Genomic DNA, 22237 nt, shown 5'->3' on the forward strand with positions numbered 1-22237 from the left:
CTGCAACATGAAAAAGTTTCTTGCCGCTGCCAGCCTCGCTGTCGCGTCCCTCGCCTTCACGGGCGGCGTTGCGTTCGCCGTGCCTGGCGTGCAGCAGATCGAATCCGCGATGTCCCGGGGCGACTGGCAGCGCGCCGACGCCGGCCTGACCGAAGTCCTGCAGGCACATCCGGACAACGCCCGCGCGCACTACCTCTACGCCCAGGTGCTCAACCGCGAAGGTCGTTACAGCGAGGCGCTCACCCAGGTCGAGCAGGCGAAGTCGCTCGATCCGCAAATCCGCTTCACCCAGCCGCAACGTTTCGCCCAGGTCGAAGCGAAGATTCGTTCCGACGCTTCGCGCGCCGGCAGTGTCAACACGAACAGCACGGGCAACCCGTTCACGCAGCAGCAGTTGGCCGCGCCCGCGCCACAGAAGCGAGGTCCTGGTATGGGCATGTGGATTGGTATCGCCATCTTGCTGGTCGGCATTGTGCTTGTGCTGCGCTGGACGCTGCGCCGCGCGAAGTCAACCGAAGACGCGAAGGCCGGCGACGACCGCCGCGACCAGCTCAAGCGCGCCACCGAGCTGCTCAACGGCGTGCGTTCGCTCAAGCTCGACGTGAAGCTCTCGACCGCGCCCGGCCACGAAGCGCTCGAAAAGGAAGTCGAAGGACTCGAAGCGCAGTTGCGCAGCCTCGTCGAAACGCTGTCGAACAGCGCGAATCCGCGGCCGCCGTATGAGATCGAGGATCTCGAGCGTCAGTTCGCGAGCCTCAAGGCCCGCGCCGAAGGCCGCCCCGATCCGAATGCGCAGCCTGCGGCGCCGGATTACGGCAGCAACTCCTCTTACGCGCGAGAAGCCGATGCCGCCTTCGGACGTCAGCCGCAGTATCCGCCTGCGCCGCCGCAGCAACCGCCGCAGGTCATCGTGCAGCAAGGCGGCGGTGGCATGGGCGGCATGGGTGGCCTGCTCACGGGCGTGCTGCTCGGCGAGGCACTCAACCAGGGCCGTGACCGCGTGATCGAGCGCGATGTGTTGGTCGACGACGAAGGCCGCCGGGTTCAGCGCGACGGCAACAACGGCGGCGGCCTCGACTTCGGTCAAGGGTCGAACGACTGGGACGACGGTTCGGGCGGCGGCGGTGTCGACATGGGCAGCAACGACAGCTCGGACGACTGGAACAATTCCTGAACGCCTGAGGCTTCGCCGGCACACGCCGCTCGAGCAACCACGGGCTCCTTCACGGAGCCCGTTTTGCATCGGCGCAAAACCTTGGGCCTGTTCACGCCAATAACGGGCCCGGCACATCACACATAACGGCGGACGCACACATGGCCAAAGAAGCGCTCGGCAACGGGGGCGCGCTGCGCATCGCCATCATCGGCAGCGGCTTTTCCGGCATCGGCATGGCGATCCGGCTGCGTCGCATGGGCGTGGAATCGTTCACGATCTATGAGGCAGCCGAAGGCCTCGGCGGCACCTGGCGCGACAACGCCTATCCGGGCGCCGCCTGCGATATTCCTTCGCACCTCTACTCGTTTTCGTTCGAGCTGAATCCGGCGTGGACGCGCACCTTCGCGCCGCAGCGCGAAATTCTCGACTACCTGCGCCATTGCGCGCACAAGTACGATGTCGAGCGCTTCATCGAATACCGTTCGCGCGTAGGCGCGGCGCGCTTCCTGGAAGCTCGCCGCGTCTGGCAGGTGGAGATCGAACGCGACGGTGCGATTACGACGATCGAAGCCGATATCGTGATCGCCGCGAACGGACCGCTCTCGCGCCCGGCGCTGCCGCCTGTCGCGGGCATCGAGCGCTTCGAAGGCAAGCTCTTCCACTCGGCGCGCTGGGACCACGGCTACGCGCTCGAAGGCAAGCGCATCGCCGTGATCGGCACCGGTGCGAGCGCGATCCAGTTCGTGCCGCATATCCAGCCACGCGCGGCGCAGCTCGCGGTGTTCCAGCGCACGCCGCCGTGGATCATGCCGCGCAGCGACCGCGCCATCAGCGAGCGCTGGCGCTGGATTTATCGGCACATGCCTTTTGCGCAACGCGTGGCGCGCGCGAGGATTTACTGGCAGCACGAAGCGCGTGCGCTTGGCTTCGCGGTGGAGCCGCGCCTGCTGAAGACGCCAACGAAGTTCGCGCTGAGCTACCTCGCGCACAAGGTCAAAGACCCCGACCTGCGCGCGCGTCTCACGCCCGACTACCTGCTGGGCTGCAAGCGCGTGCTGCTCTCGAGCGACTACTACCCCGCTCTCTCGCAGCCGAACGTCGAACTGGTGACCGACGCGATCCGCGAGGTCGTCGCCGACGGCATCGTCACCGCCGACGGCATGCATCGGCCTTACGACGCGATCGTCTGCGGCACGGGCTTTCAGGTCAACGATGTGGACGCGCCCTTCCGGGTGACGGGCGTCGGCGGCCAGGACCTCGGCAAGACGTGGCGGCGCGACGGCCCCGAAGCCTACCTCGGCGCGAGCGTCGCAGGCTTCCCGAATCTCTTCTTCGTGATCGGGCCGAACACGGCGCTCGGGCACAACTCGATGATCTACATGATCGAGTCGCATATCGCCTATATCGCGGCCTGCATCCGAACGCTGCAGCGCTCGGGCGCCCGCACGATGGAAGTCCGCGCCGAGGCGCAGCAAAGCTGGAACGCGCGCGTGCAAGCGCGCTTCGCGCGCACCGTGTGGCAGTCGGGCTGCCGCAGCTACTACCTCACACAGGCGGGCAAGAACACCGCGCTGTGGCCCGGCTTCACGTTCACGTTCCGCCGCAGAACGCGCCGCGTGCGTACCGCCGACTACGCGTTCGAACGCTAGGCGCGCGGTGGACGCCCGGCATACACGCGCGTCTCGTAGGCGAAGTTCACGGTGCCGTCCTTTTGCGTCGCGTCGAACAGCTCGCGCAGCGCCGCGAGCATCGGCTCGTGGCGTTCGTCGCCCGCGCGCGGTGCGTACGACGACGACATCAGCCGTCCACGCAAGCCATCGAAGTCGAGCCGTTGCGCGTTCGGGAACACGGTCTGATGCTCGAAGCCGTCGCCGAACCAGTCGGCCATCGCGGCCGAGTCGGGATAGGATTCGGCCACGCGCGCGTAGTCGGGGCAAAAACGCTGCAGGAGCGCCTCGTAGCCCGACAGAAACGCCGAACCTCCGAGCAGGCGGCTGTTCCAGAACAACACGATCTTGCCGCGCGGCTTGAGGATGCGCGCGAATTCGCGCTGCGCATCGGTCTTGTGGAACCAGTGGAACGCCTGCGCGGCGCTCACGAGATCCACACTCGCGGTTTCGAGCGTCGTCGCCTCCGCCGTGCCCGCCACGCTGCGATAGCCTTGATAGCCGCTCAGCAGCGCGTCCGCCGCGGCGCGCATGGCCGCGTTCGGCTCGACGGCCGTCACCGGATGGCCCGCGTCGAGAAAGAGTTTCGTGGAGAGGCCCGTACCCGCGCCAATGTCGGCCACCGGCGCGCCCGGCGCGATGCCGCACTCCACGTGCACGAAGGTCGCCACTTCGCGCGGGTAGGTCGGCCGGAATTTCACGTAGTCTGCGACCCGGTCGGTGAAACGCCGGGTGGAATCGTCGATCATCGTCTGCCCTTTCGTCGTTCAACCGCCGCCGCCGAGGAGCTTCACCAGTTCCCAGAGGAAGCGCAACACCATCACGATCAGATCCCAGAGCTGGATCAGCTGCTGCCAGAGCGCGAGCGGCACGCTCCCGCCGAAAATCGCGTCTATCATCTTGCTCCCGTCGCGACGCCCCTTTGCTCCGTTGTACCGGCTTTCGAGGCGCCCGAGTTCCCGATCATAGCGCCAGGCGCCACCCCTGCGCTCAAGTCGCCGTATTACGCGCCGTAAACAAGTTCAGAAAGCCCGGCGATCGAACCTGCCGACGACCGGGCAGAAGGCTTTCTGCAGTTGTCCGCGATTTTCGTTGCGCAGCGGGCAGCCATGCATGGGATGGCACGAGGCGCTCGAGCACCCGGTGCCATCGACAAAGGAGACACCCGATGACACGTTTGCGTTTGCTGGGTCTGCGCGGTGGCCGCCGCGCGGGAAAATCCGCCGGCATAGTCGGCGACATTGCCGCGCACGCCGGCAGGCTCGGTATCGAGATCTGCGACGTGGCGGGCCATGTCGACGAAGTCGCCGCGCGCGTGCAGCGCCAGACCGACGTCTGCCACGCCCTGCGCGAGTCGGCGGCCCACACGCTCGCCGGCAACCATCAGATCGCCACGGCTGCGCGCGCCATGCGCGCGCTGAGCACGGGCACCGCCGCCACCGTGCAGCAGTCGCAGCAGACCATCGAGGCATCGCTTGCCGACATTCACGGTCTCGTGGAGAGCGTCACCGTTATCGAAACGCAGATCCGGTCGCTCAAAAGCGCGCTCGCGCATGTCTCGAAGGTCTCCGAGGAGATCTCGCTGATCGCACGGCAAACCCAGCTTCTCGCTCTCAACGCGGCTATCGAAGCGGCGCGCGCGGGCGAATCGGGCAAAAGTTTCGCCGTGGTCGCGGCCGAGGTGAAGAATCTCTCCGCCAAGACGGCGCAGGCTACCGGCCAGATCGAGCAAACCCTCGGCCAGCTGACGCAGCAGACCGAGCAGCTCATCGCCGAGGGCACCGCCAACACCGAACGCGCGCATCGCGTGCGCGAGGGCACGCACACAATCGGCGAAGCCGTGCACAGCACCGGCCAGGCGATCATGCAGCTCGACGAGCACGCCGGTCAGATCGCGCAGCTCACGGGCGAGATCGAGACGAAATGCGATGGGCTCGACAGCCAGGTGGGCGAGATGGTCGCGGGCGTCGAAGATTCGGGACGCAACTTCGTGCAGGCGAAGGATCAGCTCGGCCGGCTGCTCGAGGTGTCGGAAACGCTCATCGAGCTTTCCGCCGCAACCGGTGTGGAAACCGACGACACCCGCTTCATCGAGACGGTGCAGCGCGCCGCGGCCCAGGTGAGCAAGCTGTTCGAAGGCGCGCTCGCGCGTGGCGAGATCGGTGACGCGGATCTGTTCGACAGCGTCTACACCCCTGTGCCGAATACGGACCCGCAGCAGCATATGACGCGCTTCACGGCGTTCACCGATCGCGTGCTGCCCGCGATCCTCGAACCGCTGCTCACGTTCGACGAACGCGTCGCCTTCTGTGTCGCGATCGATCCGCGCGGCTACATACCGACCCATAATCGCAAGTTCTCGCAGCCGCAGGGCGCCGACCCGGTGTGGAACGCCGCGAACTGCCGCAATCATCGAATATTCGGCGACCGCGCGGGCCGCGCCGCCGGTTCGCATACCAAGCCCTTCCTGCTGCAGACCTATCGTCGCGACATGGGGGGCGGCACGTTCGTGACGATGAAGGACGCCTCCGCGCCGATCTTCGTGAACGGTCGGCACTGGGGCGGGTTTCGCATGGGCTACCGGCTGTAACGACCGCGCCGCACAAGCCAACGGCGCGCGGACATGGCTGCCCGCGCGCCGTTTGTTGCATGCGCTTTGCAGCGCGATGGCGCTCAGACCGCCATCGCCATCCGCTTGCGCTCCGCGCGCTGCATGAAATAGTTGCCTGCAATCACCCCCACCGTCACGACCGCGATGAAGAGCGTGGCGAGCGCGTTCATCTCCGGGTTCAGGCCGAGGCGCACGCGCGAGAACACCACGAGCGGCAACGTGGTCGAGCCCGGGCCCGAAAGGAACGCCGAGAGCACCAGATCGTCGATCGACAGCGTGAACGACAGCAACCACCCCGCCGCAAGCGCTTGCGAGATGAGCGGCAGCGTAATCTGGAAAAACACCTTGAACGGCGTGGCGCCAAGATCCAGCGCCGCCTCTTCGAGCGACGGGTTCAGCTCGCGTACGCGCGACTGCACGATGATGGCGACGTATGAGATACACAGCATGACGTGGCCAATCCAGATCGTGAACACGCCGCGCCCCGCGGGCCAGCCGATCAGCTTGCCCATTTCCACGAAGAGCAGCAGCAGTGAAATGCCCTGGATCACTTCGGGAATCACGAGCGGCGCGTTGATCATGCCCGAGAAGAGCGTAAAGCCGCGAAAGCGCCCCATGCGCGCGAGCACGAAGCCCGCCCACGTGCCGATGAACACCGAGGCGAACGCCGTCATCAGCGCGATGCGCAGCGAAAGCCAGGCGGCGGTGATCAACTCGTCGTCGGTGATGAGCGCCTGATACCAGCGCGTGGAAAAGCGCGTCCACACCGTCACGAGCTGCGACTCGTTGAAAGAATAAACGACGAGGCTCAGGATCGGGATATAGAGAAACGCGAAGCCGAGGCCGAGCGCGATGAACATCAGAACGCGATTCGGTTTCATTTGCCGCGGCCCTCCAGCTCCTTCGCCTGATAGTGCTGGAACAGCGCCATTGGCACGAGCAGCAGAAGCACCATTGCGCAGGTCACCGCGGAGGCCATCGGCCAGTCGGCATTGTCGAAGAACTCGTTCCACATGACGCGGCCGATCATCAGCGTGTTCGCGCCGCCGAGCAGCTCAGGAATCACGTACTCGCCCACCGCAGGAATAAACACGAGCAGGCAGCCGGCGATGATGCCGTTCTTCGAGAGCGGCAGCGTGATCTCCACGAACGCGCGCCACGGCTTCGCACCGAGGTCATAGGCGGCTTCCAGCAGCGTGAGATCCATCTTCACGAGGTGCGCGTAGAGCGGCATTACGAGAAACGGCAGATACGAATACACCATGCCGATATAGACCGCGGTGTTGGTGTGATAAAGCTCGATGGGCGTATGAATGATGCCGATCGACATCAGGAAATTGTTCAGCAGACCGTTGTTCTTCAGGATGCCGATCCATGCGTACACGCGGATCAGGAACGACGTCCAGAACGGCAGCATCACAGCCATCATGAGGATGTTGCGCGAGGCGGGATTCGAGCGCGCGATGTAATACGCCATTGGATAGCCGATGATGAGGCATAGCAGCGTCGAAATCGCGGCCACGACCACAGAATTCACGTAGGTCGCGAAGTACAGGCTGTCCTGGAACAGGAACGCGTAGTGCGAAAAGTCGAGCGCGATGTGCCACACGCCATCGGCGAACGACGTCAGCTCCGTATACGGCGGAATGCCGAGCTGCTGGTCGGCGAAGCTGATCTTCACCACCAGGACGAACGGCACGAGGAAGAACAGCAGCAGCCAGATGAACGGACCCGCCACGACGGCCGTGCGCCCGGTGAGGTTCAAGCGCTTCGCCGGCCAGTTCAGGATGGTGCGCAAGGTCGTCGCGCTCATGACGTCAGCACCACGCCGGCCGACGCGCTCCAGCGCACGTAGACTTCGTCTTCCCACGTGGGCGAGTCGATCTCGGAGAGCGCGAGGCTCGACATGTTCGCGATGACCGTCTTGCCCGAATCGAGCTTGACGTGATAGAGCGAGTAGCCGCCCATGTAGGCGATGTTCTTGACCACGCCCTTGCCCCAGTTGAACACACCCTCGGGTGGCTTGCGCGTGAGCGAGATGCGCTCCGGTCGCACCGAGATCGTCACGGGCATGCCGAGCGGCCCGGTGATGCCGTGGTTCACATAGAGACGCACCGGCAACTCGGGGCACTCGACGAACACGTGGTCGGGCTCGTCCTCGACCACATTGCCGTCGAAAAGATTGGTCGAGCCAATGAACTCCGCCGAGAAGCGGCTGTTCGGGAACTCGTAGACCTGGTTCGGCGTGCCGAGCTGGACGATCTCGCCTTCGCTCATGACCGCGAGGCGCCCCGCCATCGTCATCGCCTCTTCCTGGTCGTGCGTGACCATGATGCAGGTGACGCCGACCTTGTCGAGAATGTTGACGAGTTCGATTTGCGTGCGCTGGCGAATCTGCTTGTCGAGCGCCGACATCGGCTCGTCGAGCAGAAGCAGCTTGGGGCGCTTCACGAGCGAGCGCGCGAGCGCCACGCGCTGCTGCTGGCCGCCCGAAAGCTGGTGCGGCTTGCGCCTCGCGAAGCGCGTCATCTGCACGAGTTCGAGCGCGGCCGCCACGCGGTCCTTGAGCTCACCCTTTTTTACGCCTTCCTGACGCAGCCCGAAGCCCACGTTCGACTCCACCGTCATGTGCGGAAAGAGCGCGTACGACTGGAACATCATGTTGACCGGGCGGCGGTACGGCGGCATTGAAGCGAGATCCTCGCCGTCGATCAGGATCTTGCCCGACGTCACGGTTTCGAGACCCGCGAGCATGCGCAGCAAGGTGGACTTGCCGCAGCCCGAGCTGCCGAGCAGCGCGAACAACTCGCCCTTCTTCACCGACAGATTGACGCCCTTGACAGCTGCCGTCTCACCGAACTTCTTGACGACATCGACGATCTGCACGAAGTTGTCCGCGGCCGAATCTGCCGCGGTGAAGCCCGAAGGCAGCGAACCGGCGGATGCCGGCGCGCTCGACTGGTCACTCATGATTCTCTCTGCCCTGCCTGTTTCTGCGTGAATGCTGGACGGGGTTGACGAACAAAGCCCCCGGCATCGTGCCGAGGGCTCGGGGTAAAACGGGATCGAATTTCAACCGCGGCTGCGACCGCGTCAGCGGCCCGACTTGAACTCGGTCCACAGACGCGTCTGCAGGCGCTGGATCTCAGGCGGCAGCGGCTTGAGCAGGAACAGCGTCTTCAGGACTTCGGGCGGCGGGTAGACGGCCGGGTCGTTGGCGATGTCCTTGTCCACGTACTTGCGCGCTTCCGCGTTCGCGCTCGGGTAGTAGACCGAGTTCGTGATCGCTGCGTGGACCTGCGGCGTCTCGATGTAGTTGATCCACTCGTACGCGGCTTCCTTGTGCTGGGCATCCTTCGGGATGGTCATCACGTCAAACCAGATCGGCGCGCCGCCCTTCGGGATGTAGTACTCGATCTTGTAGGGCTTCTTCGCGTCGATGGCGCGGTGCTTGGCGATCACGACGTCGCCCGACCAGCCGTACGCGAAGCAGATGTCGCCGCCCACTAGGTCGTTGATGTAGCCCGACGAGTTGAACTGCGTGATGTACGGGCGGATCTTCTTCATCATCGCGAGCGCGGCGCGATAGTCGTCCGGGTTCGTCGAGAGCGGGTCCTTGCCGATGTAGTGCAGCGCGGCCGCGAACATCTGGTCCGGCGCGTCGAGCACGGACACGCCGCAGGCCTTCAGCTTCGAGATGTTCTCGGGCTTGAAGAGGATGTCCCAGTTGTCGAGCGGCACGTTCTTGCCGAGGATCTGCTGAGCCTTCGTGACGTTGTAGGCGAGACCCGTCGTGCCATACGCCCAGGGCACCGCGTACTTGTTGCCGGGATCCGCGCCGGCAACGAGCGCCATCAGTTGCGGATCGAGGTACTTGAGGTTGGGGATCTTCGACTTGTCGAGCGGCGCGAAAATGCCGGCGGCGATCTGCTTGCCCGCGTAATTGCTGGTCGGCACAACGATGTCGTAGCCCGAGTTGCCCGCGAGCAGCTTGGCCTGGAGCGTGTCGTCGCTGTCGTAGTTGTCGTACTTGACCTGAATGCCGGTCTGCTTCGTGAAGTTCGGAATCGTGTCCTTGGCGATGTAATCGGACCAGTTGTACACGTTCAGCTGCGTGTCCTTCGCCACCGTCGTCATCCATGGCGCCGCGCACAGCGCGAGCGCGGCCAGTTGCGCCACAACCCCTTTCTTCATCCCGTTCTCCGATCCTGACCGGCTCCGGCCGGCTGCCTGCCTTGCTTCGTGCCGTGCCTCGTGTCACCTGCGCACGGCTCCCCTGACTTTCCCAGAACCTACCATCAAACCCGCCATGCAAGAAATAAAATGCGGGCGTGTCGCGCAAACGGAACATGGGCCGTGGCAACACGGCAAGCCGCGCGGACGGTAAATCGCGCGCAATTTTAGCCGTTTCACGGGCCGTGTCCACAAAAAACAACTTCGATGGCGTATGCGCGCGACGCCGGGCTTCTGGCGGGACGCGGCGGCGCCCTCCACCTTGCTATCGCCTTGCAGCGGCGTGGCCGATTCATCGCGCATCGCACGTCGCCGCGGCTCGCCTTGGGGGCGCGGGCGGCCGCCCCGTTCCGTATCGGATAACATAGTGGCGTTTCGTACCGAAGCCGGCGCGCGCGACGCCCGGCCACGCCCCAAGGCTCCACAATGGCATCCAATCTCCACGATCTCCCCGATAGCCCGTGCATCGGTGTGTGCTCGACACTTTTCGACGACGTCTGCAAAGGCTGCGGGCGCACCGCCGTGGAAGTCTCCAACTGGGTTTTTCTGAGCGGCGAGGAAAAACGCGCCGTGTGGGAGCGCATCGAACGCGACGGCACCGCCATGCGCTTCCAGAAAGACCGCGCCTGAACGCGGATAAAAAAACGCCGGACAAGCCGGCGTTCGAAAAAGCAATGGTCAGGCGATCGATCAGAACTTCATGCCGACGCCCAGACCTACCACGAGCGGATCGATATGCAGCGTGCCGAGAGGCGTGCCACCCAGCGACGCGTCGGTGCGCATCCAGATCTTCTTGATATCCGCGTTCACGAAGATGCGCTTCGTGACCTGGAAGTCGATGCCGAACTGCAGCGCCGGACCCCAGCTGTGGTTGTCGATCGAAACCGACTGGCCGCCTGCGTGCAGACCGTTGTTGTAGAACAGCGTGTAGTTGATGCCTGCACCCACGTACGGCCGCACCCTGCCCGCGTTGTTGAAGTGATACTGCAGCAACAGCGTAGGCGGCAGCACGCCCACGCCGCCGAGTGCCCCGATATTCGACGTCACCTGGTTGCGCGACGTACCGAGAATCAGCTCGACGCCGATGTTGTTGGTCGCCATGTAGGTGAAGTCGAGCTCGGGCACGATGGCGTTGTTCACGTCCGCGCCAAGCGCGCCGAGCGGACCGCTGCCGCGTGCGTCCGGGGCAATCTCGATCGCGCGCAGGCGCACCAGCCAGTCGCCTGCGTAAATGCCCGAGTCGGGAGAACCGGCCGCGCTGGCCGGCGCTGCCAGGAAGGCCGCGCCCATGGTGAGCGCAGCAGTTGCGGCCGCCTTTCTAATTGCTTTATACATCGTTAATCCCCGTGTCTGTAGGTCTAGCCTTTAAGGCCTACAAATTGTCAGAGACGGAGTCCGGCGGTGTTTTGATACGTATCAAGCCAGTGCGAAGGCAGCTCGTTGTGCGACCGCAGGTCGCGCAGCCCCGGTCAGCAGCAACTCCAGCAGGTCGCGGACGCTGCGGATCGCGTTGCCGAACGGCAACGCCTCACGCCCGCGGAAGAACAGGCCGTTCGCGACGTCGCCGCGTAACGCCGCAGCAAGGCGCGTGTCGATGCAGAAGTGACCGAACTTCTCGATGCCGTCGCGCAGCCCGCAGGCCGAAAGACATTCGAGACCGGTTGGGCAAGCAAGCTTGAGCGAGCCGATCTTGGTGCGAATGCGCGACTCGTTGCGCAAGTAACGTTCGAGCCACGGCGTTTTCACCGCGCGTGCGGGCAGGCCCGTCACACTCACGAACTCGACGATGTCTTCAGGCTTCGCGTCGGCGAGCACGCGCTTGAAGTCGGGGTGTGCATCGCCCTCCTCGGTCACCGCGAACGGCGTGCCGACCTGCACGCCGTTCGCACCCGCCTCGAGCCATTTGCGCACGGCCTCGTGGCTGTTCACGCCGCCCGCCACGACGAGCGGCACATCGCGTCGCGAAATGCCGAGCGTGGCATAGACGCCTTCGAGTTCCTCGAAGATCTGCGTGAAGGCAAAGCGCTCGCTGCCCATGTCGGCGATGTCGGTCACGCCGAGATGGCCGCCCGCATGGGCAGGATGCTCGATCACGATGGCGTCGGGCAGGCGGCCCTTCTTCATCCACTTCTTGAGCACGAGCGCGACGCCCCGCGCGTCGGACAGGATCGGCACGAGTGCGACATCCACGCCCGCCGTGAGGTCGGGCAGATCGAGCGGCAAGCCGGCGCCCATGACGATGGCGTCGGCGCCGTTCTCACAGGCGGTGCGCACGTAGTCGGCGTGGGCGTTCACCGCCTTCATGACGTTCACCGCGATCATGCCGTTGCCGCCTGCGAGCTTGCGTGCCGCCGCGATTTCGCGGCCGAGTGCGATCAGGTTCGCGCGAGCGAGCGTTCCGTGCCGCGGGTCCGTGCGGCACATTTCCATGAGATCGCCATGATGATGGCGCAGGTCGATGCTCGCGATCGTGCCGAGTGCGCCCTCACGCGCGACACTGCCAGCAAGCCGGTGTGCCGAAATGCCGACACCCATACCGCCCTGCACGACGGGCAGGAGTTGACGACCGCGAATCTGGAGCGGAGCGAAGGAGTGTCCAGGAAACATGTTGTGCTCTGTCGATGACAAAGCGCTTATGGTCGCGCGTGCCCCACATATGACATTGACATGTATCAAACGTAAACGCGGACCTCCGTGAAGAAGCCCGCGTTTATGACTTGCATCAACACGTCGCATTAAAAGATTTGCGATAGCGCGCGACGAGATGCCTCATCAGCCCTTCGGCACCTTGAACTGCATCGACTTGTATTCCAGATACTCCTCAAGGCCGTAGGCGCCGTTTTCGCGGCCGTGTCCCGACTGCTTGAAGCCGCCGAAGGGCGCGGCCATGTTCCAGGCACCGCCGTTGATGTCGATCTGGCCCGTGCGAATCCGGCGCGCCACGCGCATCGCGCGCTCGTCGCTGCCGGCCCAGACCGCACCGCCGAGGCCGTAGAGCGAGTCGTTGGCGATCGCCACGGCGTCGTCTTCGTCCTTCGCCGTGAGGATCGTCAGCACCGGGCCGAAGATCTCTTCCTGCGCGATGGCCGCGTCGCGCGGCACGCGGCCGAACACGGTCGGCTTCACGAAGAAGCCCTGCGTCACGCCCTCCGGCATGCCGGGGCCGCCCGTCACGAGTTCGGCGCCGTCGGCCATGCCGCGCTCGATGTAGTGCAGAACGCGCTCCTGCTGCACTTTCGAGGCGAGGGGGCCGAGCTTCGCTTTCTCGTCGCGCGGGTCGCCCACTTTGAAGGCCTCCGCAGCCTGCTTCGCGAGCTCCCGCGCTTCTTCGTAGCGCGACTCCGGCACGATCATGCGCGTGTGGGCCGAGCAGGTCTGCCCCGAGTTGAGGAAGCACGCACCCACCGTGCCTTTCACGGCGGCCGCGAAATCGGCGTCGTCCAGCACGACGGAGGCCGATTTGCCGCCCAGCTCCAGCGCGACGCGCTTGACCGTGGCCGACGCGACCTCCGACACGCGTTTGCCCGCACGCGTCGAGCCGGTGAACGACACCATGTCGACGTCCGGGTGGCGCGCGAGCAACTCGCCCACCACCGGACCATAGCCCGTCACGAGGTTGAACACACCGGCGGGCAGGCCGGCTTCGTGGATGGCCTCGGCGAGCACGAACGCATTGAGCGGCGCGACCTCGGAGGGCTTGAGCACGACGGTGCAGCCGGCGGCGAGTGCGGCGGCGACCTTGAGCGTGATCTGGTTGAGCGGATAGTTCCAGGGCGTGATGGCCGCGACGACGCCCACCGGTTCGCGCACGACGAGCGAGTTGCCCACGCGCTCCTCGTACTGGAACTCGCTTGCAAGCTGCGCGTAAGCGCCCCAGTTGTAGACCGGGCCGCCCACCTGGATCGCGCGCGCGAGCTTGAGCGGCATGCCGACTTCGCCTGCGATCAACTGCGCGAGTTCGTCGGTGCGGGCCTTGAGGTTGTCGGCGATTTTCTGCAGATACGCCCCGCGCCCGGCGGCGGGCGTCGCGGCCCAGCCGTCGAAGGCGGCGCGCGCGGCGGCGACGGCCGCTTCGGCATCGGCTTCGACGCCCTCGGGGATGCGGCCCATCACCGCCTCGGTGCCCGAGTCGGTCACGTCGATCGTGCCCTTGCCGTGCGGGGCGACCCATTGGCCGTCGATGTAGAACTGCGTGTAGTCGTTCATGGGTGTGCTCCTGTCTGCGTGTGTCTTGTCCACGCGTATTTGCGGCTGCGCGCGGCGATTCCGCATTCTAGCGTGGTTGACGCATACGTAAAGCAGACCGCAGCGGCCCAAAAACAAAACGGGCGACGCTCACACACGCGCCGCCCGTTTTCATTTCACGCCTCGATCAGCGACCGAAACTCATTGCAGCCCCTGGCTGGCCAGGAAGTCCTCATAGTTGCCGCTGTAGTCCTTGACCGTGCCGTCGGTCTTCACCTCGATGATGCGGTTGGCGAGGCCGTTCACGAACTCGCGGTCGTGCGACACGAAAACGAGCGTGCCTTCGAACTTTTCGAGCGCGATCTGCAGCGACTCGATCGACTCCATGTCCATGTGGTTCGTGGGCTCGTCCATGAGCAGCACGTTGTGGCGGCCGAGCATCAGCTTGCCCCAGATCATGCGGCCCTTCTCGCCGCCCGACAGCACCTTGACCGACTTCTTGATGTCGTCCGCATTGAAGAGCAGGCGGCCCAGCGTGCCGCGCACCGACTGCTCGTCGTCGCCTTCCTGGCGGTACTGGTCGATCCAGTCCATCAGCGTGACGTCGGCCGGGAACTCTTCATACGTGTCCTGCGGCATGTAGCCGACGTTCGCGTTTTCCGCCCACTTCACCGAGCCGTTATCGACGGCCAGGTTGCCGAGCAGCGAGCGCAGCAGCGTGGTCTTGCCCGCGCCGTTCTCGCCGATGATCGCGATGCGCTCGCCCGGTTGCACGCTGATGCTGAGCTTGTTGAAGATGCGGCGCTCGTACGTCTTCGTGATCTCTTCCGCAACCACGACGATGTTGTGCAGCTTCTTCTCGAACTCGAAGCGGATAAACGGGTTCTGGCGCGACGAAGGCTTGAATTCCTCGATCTTGATCTTGTCGATCATCTTCAGACGGCTGGTGGCCTGACGCGCCTTCGACTTGTTCGCCGAGAAGCGACGCACGAAGTCCTGCAGGTCGGCCACGCGCTCCTTCGCCTTCTGGTTCGCGGCCTGCTGACGCTCGCGCGCCTGCGCCGACGCGAGCATGTAGTCGTCGTAGTTGCCCGGCCAGACCTTCAGCGTGCCGTAGTCCATGTCCGCCATGTGCGTGCAGACCTGGTTCAGGAAGTGTCGATCGTGGGAGATGATGATCATCGTGGAGTTGTACTCGTTGAGCACATCTTCCAGCCAGCGGATCGAGTTGATGTCGAGGTTGTTGGTCGGTTCGTCGAGCAGCAGCACGTCGGGCTTCGAGAACAGCGCCTGCGCGAGCAGCACGCGCAGCTTCCAGCCCGGCGCCACGCCGCTCATCGGCCCATTGTGGAATTCCGTGCCGATGCCGATGCCGAGCAGCAGCTCGCCCGCGCGCGCTTCGGCCGTGTAGCCGTCGTACTCGGCGAACTTCGCTTCGAGTTCGGCGGCATGCATGTAGTCGTCGTCGGTGGCTTCGGGGTTCGCGTAGATCGCGTCGCGCTCGGTCATCGCGGCCCACATTTCGGTGTGGCCCATCATGACGACGTCGAGCACGCGCACGTCTTCGTAGGCGAACTGGTCCTGGCGCAGCTTGCCCAGACGCACGTTCGGCTCGAGGATGACATTGCCCGAACTCTGCTCGAGATCCCCACCGAGGATCTTCATGAACGTGGATTTGCCGCAACCGTTCGCGCCGATCAGGCCATAGCGGTTGCCTTCGCCGAATTTGACCGAGATGTTCTCGAACAAGGGCTTCGGCCCGAATTGCATGGTGATGTTGGCGGTAGAGAGCACAGCGCGTCCCGGAAAGTAGATCGACGAAAAACCTGTAATTTTAGCAGGTTATGCCACTTCGCGCGTGACTTCCAGCCGCGCGGACAACACTGCCCCGCGCAGCATGACACGGCAAGAAGTGAGCAATGTGAAGGCCGCCACGGGGCCGCCACGAAAGCCGGTTACAACGGGGCCGCATCGCCTGCGAGGCCTGTGCGCGCCCGCCCCGCTCAGGCTTCTCCGGTGCGCGGCGTGTGCAGCACCTCGATGAAGCCCGAAAAGTCGGCCTGCGCGAGGCCCATGGCCGCCGCCAGACGCAGCAATTGCTGGACCGTGCCCGAGACGGGCATGGGCGTGCCGGTCTGCGCGGCCGCTGCGGCGATCGTGTCCACGTCTTTCTGGAACGTTTTGAGCGCGCCGATGGATTCGAGCCCGTCCTGCGTCATGCGCGGCACGAACGTGCGCAGCAGCGTCGAATCGGCCCAGCCGCCCGCAAGCGCTTCGGGCAGCTTTGCCGCGTCGATGCCGCTGCGCCGCGCGAGGCTCACCGCTTCGGCAATCGCAGCGACCGTGGCCGTGACGATGGCCTGGTTGCACAGCTTGGTGGTCTGGCCCGCGCCCACGCCGCCCATGTGGGTCACGCGCGACGCGTAGGCGCCGAGGATCGGCGTAACGGCTTCGACGTCGGCTGCTGCGCCACCCGCCATGATGGCCAGCGTGCCGTTCTGCGCACCCGCTACGCCACCGGAGACCGGCGCGTCGACCCAGCCCGCGCCGAAGGCCGCCGCGCGCTCTGCGAGCCTGCGTGTCGCGTCGGGAGGAATACTCGAATGATCGACGATGCGGCGCACGCGCACGCTCTCGCCGGCCGCACCGGCGAACAGGCCGTGCTCGCCGAACACCACCTGCTCGACCGCCGCCGCGTCGGCGACGCACAGCAACACCACGTCGGCCTCGCGCGCGAGGTCGCCAGGCATCGCGGCAACCTGCGCGCCGTCGGCGATCAGCGCCTCGGCCTTCGCCGGCGTGCGGTTCCACACGCGAACCGCGTGCCCGGCGTGCAGCAAATGACGGATCATCGGCGCGCCCATCAGCCCCGGTCCGCAAAAACCCAATACCTGCCCGTCCATCCTCTCTGTCTCCTGTCGATCGCCGTTGCGCTTTCACGCCTGCAAAACGGGCACATCGAATGCGCGTTTTCGCGCGAGGCGCCATGATAACCGGCGCCGGGCCTCTCTCATCTTTGCCCTTGCGCCCCGGTCCGTTACCTATACTCGATTGACGCGCCGACACCGCGCAACCCACGAGGAGGCACTGCCATGAACGACCACGTCTACAAGCAGATCGAGCTTACCGGCTCGTCCAAGGTGTCCAGCGACGACGCCATTCGCTGCGCCATCGTGCGGGCTTCGAAGACGCTGCGTAACCTGCACTGGTTCGAGGTCGTGGAAACGCGCGGCCTGATCGAAAACGATCAGGTCTCGCACTGGCAGGTCACGATCAAGGTGGGGATGCGCATCGATGACTGACGCGACGCTGCGCTGCGCCGCGAGAAAGCCAAACGGCTGCGCCCGCCTCCAAGGCGGCGTGCAGCCGTTTCACGTGCGAACGCGCGAATCGTAGGAAGAATGTACTCGCACCCGCGCCGCATAAGACAGCGCGAGCGCCCGGCTCATGCTCACTTCGGCAGCGAACCGTCCACGCCCTCGACGTACCAGTTCAGGCGTTGCAGTTCCGGGTCGGTCAACGTCTTGCCGGCCGGTACTTTCACGGCGCCGGTCTGGTCCTTGATCGGACCCGTGAAGACGTCCCACTTGCCGCTTGCGATCTGTTCGCGCTTCGCGGCGACGGCCTTTTGCGCGTCGGCCGAAAGCTCGGACGTGTTGACGTCGCCGAGATCGACGGCCTTTTGCGGAATGCCCCACCACACCGGGTCGTTCTTCCATTTGCCATCCAGGACCTGCTGGATGGCCGCGACGTAGTACACGCCCCAGTTCGCCTCGACCGAGCCCAGGTGCGCGTGCGGGCCGAACTTCTTCATGTTCGAGTCCCAGCCGAACGCATGAACCTTCTTCTCTTCGGCAGTGGCGAGGGTCGCGCTCGAATCGGTGTTTTGCAGCAGCACGTCGGCGCCCTGGCCGATCAGCGTTTCGGCAGCCTGCTTCTCCTTGCCCGGATCGAACCAGCTGTTGATCCAGATGACCTTGGTGTGCACCTTCGGATTCACCGAGCGCGCGCCGAGCGTGTACGCGTTGATGTTGCGCACGACTTCGGGAATCGGCACCGAGGCGACGAAACCGAGCGTGTTGGTCTTCGTCGCGTAACCCGCCGCGACGCCCGCGAGATACGCGCCCTGATACATGCGCACGTCATAGGTGCCGAAGTTCGGCGCCTTCTTGTAGCCCGTTGCGTGCAGGAATACGGTGTCCGGGAAATCCTTGGCCACCTTGAGCTGGAAGTCCTGATAGCCGAAGCTCGTGCCGAAGATGATCTTGTTGCCCTTGTTCGCGAGATCGCGGAACACGCGCTCCGAGTCCGCCGACTCCGGCACGTTCTCCACGCGCGTGATCTTGATCTTGTTGCCGAACTTCTGCTCGGCGACCTTCGAGCCCTGATCGTGTGCGAAGGTCCAGCCGGCATCGCCCGGGTTGCCGAGATAGACGAACGCGACGCCCGGCGCGTCGGCGGCGCGGGCCGCGCTCGCGAGGGCCGCCGTGCCGCATGTGGCGGCGACGGCGAAAGCGGTCAGGATGGTTTTTTTCATCGTGGATCTCCTGTCGTGAATTGAGAACTGCGAGCGTTCAAGGCGTATTGCTTAGCATTCCGGATAAACGGCTCCGCTTAGGCGGCCCCAAAGAACGGCTTGCCGAGCGAAGCCGGCGCGTTCAGGCGGATCGTGTTCGGGTTGCGCGAAATGAGCACGAGCACGACGATCGTCGCGACATACGGCAGCATCGCGAGGAACTGCGTGGGCACCGGTACGCCCACGGCCTGCGCGTAAAACTGCGCGCCCGTGACCGCGCCAAAGAGCAGCGCGCCGATCAGCAGGCGGCCTGGGCGCCACGTCGCGAACACGACGAGCGCGAGCGCGATCCAGCCACGCCCTGCCGTGATCTGCTCCTGCCACAAATGCAGCTGCACCACGGAGTAGTAGCTGCCCGCGAGGCCCGCCATCGCGCCGCCGAATGCCGTTGCGCCATAGCGCACGCCGATCACGGGAAAGCCCACGGAATGCGCGACCTGCGGCGACTCGCCCACTGAGCGCAGTACGAGCCCGGCGCGCGTGCGATAGAGGAACCAGCCGACTACGGCGAACATGATGAACGCGAGGTAGTCGACAGGCGTGAGGCTGAAGAACGCCTGCCCGACCACCGGCAGTTGCGAGAGCCCTGGAACCGGCCAGGTCGGGATGTTCGCCGACGTGGCGGCCGAGGTGTACGGCTTGCCGACATACGCCGAAAGTCCGACGCCGAAGATCGTGAGCGAGAGTCCTGTGGCGACCTGGTTGGCGAGCATGGTGAGCACGAGAAAGCCGAACAGCAACGACATCGCCATGCCGGCGGCCATGCCTGCGACGAGGCCGAGCCATGGGCTCCCGGTAACGGTGGTGACCGCATAGCCCGTGACGGCGCCCATCAGCATCATGCCTTCCACGCCGAGGTTGAGCACGCCCGACTTCTCGGTGACGAGTTCGCCCACACCCGCAAACATGAGCGGGATGGCGGCGGTAACGGCGCTCGAGGCGAGCGAGCTGGCTTGCTGGATATCCATGTCCTGTGGCCTGTTTCGTTGTTTTCTGGATTGCGCTGCTCAGTTCGCAGCCGCGACCGGATGACGGCGGCGCACGCGATAGTTCACGAAGAGGTCCGCACCGAGCAGACAGAACAGCAGCAGCCCCTGAAATACGCCGGAAAGCGCCTGCGGCAGTTGCAGCGATGTCTGCACCGCTTCGCCGCCCAGATAGAGCAGCGCCATCAAGAGGCTCGCGAGCACGATGCCGACCGGATGCAGACGCCCCACGAACACGACGATGATCGCCGTGAAGCCGTAGCCCGGCGACCACGTCGCCTGCAGTTGGCCAATCGGGCCGGCAATCTCGCCCATGCCCGCGAGGCCCGCGAGGCCGCCGGAAAGCAGCAGCGAGGTCCAGATCGTCTTTTTCTCCGAGAAGCCCGCATAACGTGCAGCGAGCGGCGCGAGCCCGCCCACGCTCATGCGATAACCCGCGAAGCTGCGGCGCATGAAGAGCCACACGAGCGGAATGGCCGCGAGCGTGAGGAAGATCGATGCGTTCAGGCGCGTGCCGCGCAGCCAGTGGATGCGCCAGTCGCCGCCGAAGGTCGGATAGAGCGCGTCGCCGCCGAACATTTCGGAGAGCGGAAAGTTCATGCCCTGCGGGTCGCGCCACGGTCCGCTCACGAGCCAGATCAGCAGTTGCGTGGCGACGTAGGTAAGCATCAGGCTCGTGAGTATCTCGTTGGTGTTGAAGCGGCTCTTGAGCCACGCGGGAATCGCCGCCCACGCCATGCCGCCCAGCACGCCCGCGAACATCATCAGGAAGAGGATCCACCAGCCCGTGGACTGATCGAAATAGATCGCCACGCCGCTCGCCGCGATGCCGCCCAGCACCATCTGCCCTTCCGCGCCGATGTTCCACACGTTGGCGCGATATCCCGCCGCGAGACCGAGCGCGATCAGGCAAAGCGGCGAGGCCTTGAGCAAAAGTTCGGACCAGCCGTTGACGCTCGACAGCGGTTCGATGAAGAACGCGTGCATCGCCTGCAGGGGATCGCGGCCCACGAGGCCGAAAATCAGGAAGCCGATGACGAGCGTGAGCAGCGCCGCGATGAGCGGCACGGCGATGCGCACCGTGCGCGACGGCGTCGTGCGGGCTTCGAGTCGGTACGGGAAGATCATGGTGGTGAAGTCGGTGGTCGGTCTCGGGTGGTTGATGTGCTGCCGCGCGTGGTTATGTGCCGCCTGTCACGCGTTCGCCACGGTCTGCGCGGGCGGCTCGCCGTCGGGACGGCCGCCGTCTCCGCGATCCGCGCGCTCGCCGAAAAGACCCGCCATCCAGCGGCCGATTTCCTCGGCGTTCGTCTCGCCTGTCAAACGCGCGGGTGAAAGGCGTCCGCCCGCGAGCACGGCAATGCGGTCGCAGATGTCGAAAAGCTCTTCCAGTTCCTCCGAGATCACGAGTATCGCCACGCCGCGCGCCGAAAGATCGAGCAACTGCTGGCGAATGAACGCGGCCGCGCCCACGTCCACGCCCCAGGTGGGCTGCGCGACCACGAGCACCTTCGGCGCCTGGAGAATCTCGCGCCCCACGATGTACTTCTGCAGATTGCCGCCCGAGAGACTTTGCGCGAGCGCGTCCGGGCCGCCGCAGCGCACATCGAACGCGCCGATGCAGCGCTCGGCGAACGCGCGCATCGCGCCGGTCCTGAGCCAGCCCGAGCGCACCATGCCTTCGCGGTGTGCCGTGAGCAAGGCGTTTTCAGCCAGCGACATGGCCGGGACCGCGCCGCGCCCCAGCCGCTCCTCCGGCACGAATGCGAAGCCGAGCTTTCGGCGCGCCCCGGCCGACAGCCGTCCTGCCGGCTTGCCGCAAATCCTGACGGCATCGGCGCGCGCACCGTGACGGGCCGCTTGCGCCTCGCCCGAGAGCGCGGCGAGCAATTCCGCCTGGCCGTTGCCCGAGACGCCCGCGATGCCGAGTATCTCGCCCGCATGCACACTGAACGAAACGTCGTTGAGCGACGTGCCGAACGGATCGTCGCTCGGCATTGACAGATGCTGCGCTTCGAGCAGCACGTCGCCGGGCGCGTGCGCACGCCGCGTGTAGTCGGGCAGCTCGCGCCCGACCATCAGCCGCGCGAGCGATGCGTGCGTTTCTTCGCGCGGAATGACGTGGCCGGTGACCTTGCCGCCACGCAGCACGGTGGCTGTGTCGCAAAGCTCCTGGATTTCGTCGAGCTTGTGGCTGATATAGAGAATGCTGCAGCCCTCTGCTGCCAGCCGCCGCAGCGTGCCGAACAGCTTGCGCACCGCTTGCGGCGTGAGCACCGACGTCGGCTCGTCCATGATCAGCAGACGCGGATTCTGCAGCAGGCAGCGCACGATCTCCACGCGTTGACGCTCGCCCACGGTGAGGCTATGCACGTGGCGCTGCGGATCGACATCGAGGCCGTATTGCGCCGACACCTCGCGAATACGCGCGGCCAACGTTTTCAGATCGAACGGTTCGTCGAGCGAGAGCGCGATGTTCTCGCCGACGGTAAGCGTTTCGAACAACGAAAAATGCTGGAACACCATGCCGATGCCGAGCTTGCGCGCCGCCGCCGGACTCGCGATTTCGACGGCCTGGCCTTCCCAGCGGATTTCGCCCGCGTCGGGACGCACCGCGCCGTAGACGATCTTCATGAGCGTGCTTTTGCCCGCGCCGTTCTCGCCGAGCAAGGCGTGGATTTCGCCAGGCGCAACCGAGAGCGTGACGTCGTCGTTCGCGCGCACCGCCGGGTACTGCTTCGTGATGCCGGCAAGCGCGAGGCGCGGCACGCCGCTGCCGCGAGGCGCGAGCGTTGCCTGACGTGAAGAAGAATCACCCATGGA

20 protein-coding genes are annotated in these 22237 nt (G+C 65.2%); 5 read left to right on the forward strand and 15 right to left on the reverse strand.

From position 1 onward, the window contains the following. Positions 1 to 7 precede the first annotated feature (7 nt). Both BHE01S_RS16295 and BHE01S_RS16300 read left to right on the forward strand, forming a co-directional pair. Positions 8 to 1174 (forward strand): tetratricopeptide repeat protein, encoded by a 1167-nt coding sequence (locus BHE01S_RS16295; protein WP_042265860.1) that lies wholly within the window; start codon positions 8 to 10, stop codon positions 1172 to 1174. A 140-nt stretch (positions 1175 to 1314) separates the two neighbouring features. Continuing rightward, positions 1315 to 2805 (forward strand): flavin-containing monooxygenase, encoded by a 1491-nt coding sequence (locus tag BHE01S_RS16300; RefSeq protein WP_042265729.1) that lies wholly within the window; start codon positions 1315 to 1317, stop codon positions 2803 to 2805. On the opposite strand, the gene BHE01S_RS16305 is transcribed toward BHE01S_RS16300, so the two are convergent. Together BHE01S_RS16305 and BHE01S_RS39555 are read right to left on the reverse strand one after the other, a co-directional pair. Further along, positions 2802 to 3572, reverse strand: a complete 771-nt coding sequence (locus BHE01S_RS16305) for a class I SAM-dependent methyltransferase (RefSeq protein ID WP_042265731.1) — start codon at positions 3570 to 3572, stop codon at positions 2802 to 2804. The genes BHE01S_RS16300 and BHE01S_RS16305 overlap by 4 nt on opposite strands. An 18-nt stretch (positions 3573 to 3590) precedes the next feature. Beyond that, positions 3591 to 3722: a hypothetical protein gene (locus tag BHE01S_RS39555; RefSeq protein ID WP_281177759.1), complete on the reverse strand. Its 132-nt coding sequence runs from the start codon at positions 3720 to 3722 to the stop codon at positions 3591 to 3593. A 269-nt stretch (positions 3723 to 3991) separates the two neighbouring features. On the opposite strand from BHE01S_RS39555, the gene BHE01S_RS16310 reads away from it, so the two are divergent. Beyond that, a complete protein-coding gene (locus tag BHE01S_RS16310; RefSeq protein WP_042265732.1) occupies positions 3992 to 5413 on the forward strand; it encodes a methyl-accepting chemotaxis protein in 1422 nt (473 codons plus the stop codon). Between the two features lie 83 nt (positions 5414 to 5496). On the opposite strand, the gene BHE01S_RS16315 is transcribed toward BHE01S_RS16310, so the two are convergent. The 4 genes from BHE01S_RS16315 to BHE01S_RS16330 all read right to left on the reverse strand — a co-directional run bounded on the left by BHE01S_RS16315 (position 5497) and on the right by BHE01S_RS16330 (position 9628). Further along, a complete protein-coding gene (locus BHE01S_RS16315) occupies positions 5497 to 6315 on the reverse strand; it encodes an ABC transporter permease subunit (protein WP_042265734.1) in 819 nt (272 codons plus the stop codon). Continuing rightward, positions 6312 to 7247 (reverse strand): ABC transporter permease subunit, encoded by a 936-nt coding sequence (locus BHE01S_RS16320; protein ID WP_042265735.1) that lies wholly within the window; start codon positions 7245 to 7247, stop codon positions 6312 to 6314. Before BHE01S_RS16320 ends, BHE01S_RS16315 begins: the two co-directional genes overlap by 4 nt. After that, a complete protein-coding gene (locus BHE01S_RS16325) occupies positions 7244 to 8404 on the reverse strand; it encodes an ABC transporter ATP-binding protein (protein WP_042265736.1) in 1161 nt (386 codons plus the stop codon). The genes BHE01S_RS16320 and BHE01S_RS16325 overlap by 4 nt, the downstream gene beginning before the upstream one ends. Positions 8405 to 8527: 123 nt before the next feature. Beyond that, positions 8528 to 9628, reverse strand: a complete 1101-nt coding sequence (locus BHE01S_RS16330; protein ID WP_042265737.1) for a polyamine ABC transporter substrate-binding protein — start codon at positions 9626 to 9628, stop codon at positions 8528 to 8530. 465 nt (positions 9629 to 10093) lie between these two features. Between BHE01S_RS16330 and BHE01S_RS16335 the strand changes: the two genes are divergently transcribed. Continuing rightward, a complete protein-coding gene (locus tag BHE01S_RS16335; RefSeq protein ID WP_042265738.1) occupies positions 10094 to 10297 on the forward strand; it encodes a DUF1289 domain-containing protein in 204 nt (67 codons plus the stop codon). Between the two features lie 60 nt (positions 10298 to 10357). Here BHE01S_RS16335 and BHE01S_RS16340 read toward each other — a convergent pair whose 3' ends face one another. From BHE01S_RS16340 to BHE01S_RS16360, 5 genes are all read right to left on the reverse strand, one after another. Continuing rightward, positions 10358 to 10957 (reverse strand): OmpW/AlkL family protein, encoded by a 600-nt coding sequence (locus BHE01S_RS16340; RefSeq protein WP_245639762.1) that lies wholly within the window; start codon positions 10955 to 10957, stop codon positions 10358 to 10360. A 126-nt stretch (positions 10958 to 11083) separates the two neighbouring features. Then, a complete protein-coding gene (locus tag BHE01S_RS16345) occupies positions 11084 to 12274 on the reverse strand; it encodes an NAD(P)H-dependent flavin oxidoreductase (RefSeq protein WP_042265741.1) in 1191 nt (396 codons plus the stop codon). 165 nt (positions 12275 to 12439) lie between these two features. Beyond that, entirely contained in the window at positions 12440 to 13873 is a 1434-nt protein-coding gene (locus tag BHE01S_RS16350; protein WP_042265742.1) for an aldehyde dehydrogenase family protein, read from the reverse strand. Positions 13874 to 14053: 180 nt separating this feature from the next. Next, positions 14054 to 15646 (reverse strand): ABC-F family ATPase, encoded by a 1593-nt coding sequence (locus tag BHE01S_RS16355; protein WP_042265743.1) that lies wholly within the window; start codon positions 15644 to 15646, stop codon positions 14054 to 14056. 209 nt (positions 15647 to 15855) lie between these two features. Continuing rightward, positions 15856 to 16755, reverse strand: a complete 900-nt coding sequence (locus tag BHE01S_RS16360) for an NAD(P)-dependent oxidoreductase (protein WP_042265744.1) — start codon at positions 16753 to 16755, stop codon at positions 15856 to 15858. A 189-nt stretch (positions 16756 to 16944) separates the two neighbouring features. Here BHE01S_RS16360 and BHE01S_RS16365 point away from each other — a divergent pair, with 189 nt between their 5' ends. Further along, the gene (locus tag BHE01S_RS16365; protein ID WP_042265745.1) at positions 16945 to 17154 is read left to right on the forward strand and encodes a dodecin; all 210 of its coding nucleotides are present in this window, start codon (positions 16945 to 16947) and stop codon (positions 17152 to 17154) included. Between the two features lie 149 nt (positions 17155 to 17303). Here the strand turns inward: BHE01S_RS16365 and BHE01S_RS16370 are convergent, their stop codons facing one another. The 4 genes from BHE01S_RS16370 to BHE01S_RS16385 all read right to left on the reverse strand — a co-directional run bounded on the left by BHE01S_RS16370 (position 17304) and on the right by BHE01S_RS16385 (position 22234). Next, positions 17304 to 18389: a BMP family ABC transporter substrate-binding protein gene (locus BHE01S_RS16370; RefSeq protein WP_042265746.1), complete on the reverse strand. Its 1086-nt coding sequence runs from the start codon at positions 18387 to 18389 to the stop codon at positions 17304 to 17306. 77 nt (positions 18390 to 18466) lie between these two features. Then, positions 18467 to 19396 carry an ABC transporter permease gene (locus BHE01S_RS16375; RefSeq protein WP_042265747.1) on the reverse strand — a complete coding sequence of 310 codons (930 nt, stop codon included), beginning with the start codon at positions 19394 to 19396 and terminating at the stop codon, positions 18467 to 18469. A gap of 39 nt (positions 19397 to 19435) precedes the next feature. After that, entirely contained in the window at positions 19436 to 20542 is a 1107-nt protein-coding gene (locus tag BHE01S_RS16380) for an ABC transporter permease (protein ID WP_042265749.1), read from the reverse strand. Positions 20543 to 20608: 66 nt separating this feature from the next. Continuing rightward, entirely contained in the window at positions 20609 to 22234 is a 1626-nt protein-coding gene (locus BHE01S_RS16385; RefSeq protein ID WP_042265751.1) for an ABC transporter ATP-binding protein, read from the reverse strand. Between the last annotated feature and the right edge of the window lie 3 nt (positions 22235 to 22237).

The sequence above is a fragment of the Paraburkholderia heleia NBRC 101817 genome, assembly GCF_000739775.1.
GTDB classification, from domain to species: Bacteria; Pseudomonadota; Gammaproteobacteria; order Burkholderiales; family Burkholderiaceae; genus Paraburkholderia; species Paraburkholderia heleia.

Bases quoted from the DNA above. Each gene is read 5' to 3' on its own strand.
- BHE01S_RS16350 (WP_042265742.1), bottom strand. From the start codon at position 13,873: ATGAACGACTACACGCAGTTCTACATCGACGGCCAATGGGTCGCCCCG.
- BHE01S_RS16330 (WP_042265737.1), bottom strand. From the start codon at position 9,628: ATGAAGAAAGGGGTTGTGGCGCAACTGGCCGCGCTCGCGCTGTGCGCG.
- BHE01S_RS16345 (WP_042265741.1), bottom strand. From the start codon at position 12,274: ATGTTTCCTGGACACTCCTTCGCTCCGCTCCAGATTCGCGGTCGTCAA.
- BHE01S_RS16320 (WP_042265735.1), bottom strand. From the start codon at position 7,247: ATGAGCGCGACGACCTTGCGCACCATCCTGAACTGGCCGGCGAAGCGC.
- BHE01S_RS16325 (WP_042265736.1), bottom strand. From the start codon at position 8,404: ATGAGTGACCAGTCGAGCGCGCCGGCATCCGCCGGTTCGCTGCCTTCG.
- BHE01S_RS16305 (WP_042265731.1), bottom strand. From the start codon at position 3,572: ATGATCGACGATTCCACCCGGCGTTTCACCGACCGGGTCGCAGACTAC.
- BHE01S_RS16365 (WP_042265745.1), top strand. From the start codon at position 16,945: ATGAACGACCACGTCTACAAGCAGATCGAGCTTACCGGCTCGTCCAAG.
- BHE01S_RS16310 (WP_042265732.1), top strand. From the start codon at position 3,992: ATGACACGTTTGCGTTTGCTGGGTCTGCGCGGTGGCCGCCGCGCGGGA.
- BHE01S_RS16335 (WP_042265738.1), top strand. From the start codon at position 10,094: ATGGCATCCAATCTCCACGATCTCCCCGATAGCCCGTGCATCGGTGTG.
- BHE01S_RS16380 (WP_042265749.1), bottom strand. From the start codon at position 20,542: ATGATCTTCCCGTACCGACTCGAAGCCCGCACGACGCCGTCGCGCACG.
- BHE01S_RS16295 (WP_042265860.1), top strand. From the start codon at position 8: ATGAAAAAGTTTCTTGCCGCTGCCAGCCTCGCTGTCGCGTCCCTCGCC.
- BHE01S_RS16360 (WP_042265744.1), bottom strand. From the start codon at position 16,755: ATGGACGGGCAGGTATTGGGTTTTTGCGGACCGGGGCTGATGGGCGCG.
- BHE01S_RS16385 (WP_042265751.1), bottom strand. From the start codon at position 22,234: ATGGGTGATTCTTCTTCACGTCAGGCAACGCTCGCGCCTCGCGGCAGC.
- BHE01S_RS16300 (WP_042265729.1), top strand. From the start codon at position 1,315: ATGGCCAAAGAAGCGCTCGGCAACGGGGGCGCGCTGCGCATCGCCATC.
- BHE01S_RS16375 (WP_042265747.1), bottom strand. From the start codon at position 19,396: ATGGATATCCAGCAAGCCAGCTCGCTCGCCTCGAGCGCCGTTACCGCC.
- BHE01S_RS16340 (WP_245639762.1), bottom strand. From the start codon at position 10,957: ATGGGCGCGGCCTTCCTGGCAGCGCCGGCCAGCGCGGCCGGTTCTCCC.
- BHE01S_RS16315 (WP_042265734.1), bottom strand. From the start codon at position 6,315: ATGAAACCGAATCGCGTTCTGATGTTCATCGCGCTCGGCCTCGGCTTC.
- BHE01S_RS16370 (WP_042265746.1), bottom strand. From the start codon at position 18,389: ATGAAAAAAACCATCCTGACCGCTTTCGCCGTCGCCGCCACATGCGGC.
- BHE01S_RS39555 (WP_281177759.1), bottom strand. From the start codon at position 3,722: ATGATAGACGCGATTTTCGGCGGGAGCGTGCCGCTCGCGCTCTGGCAG.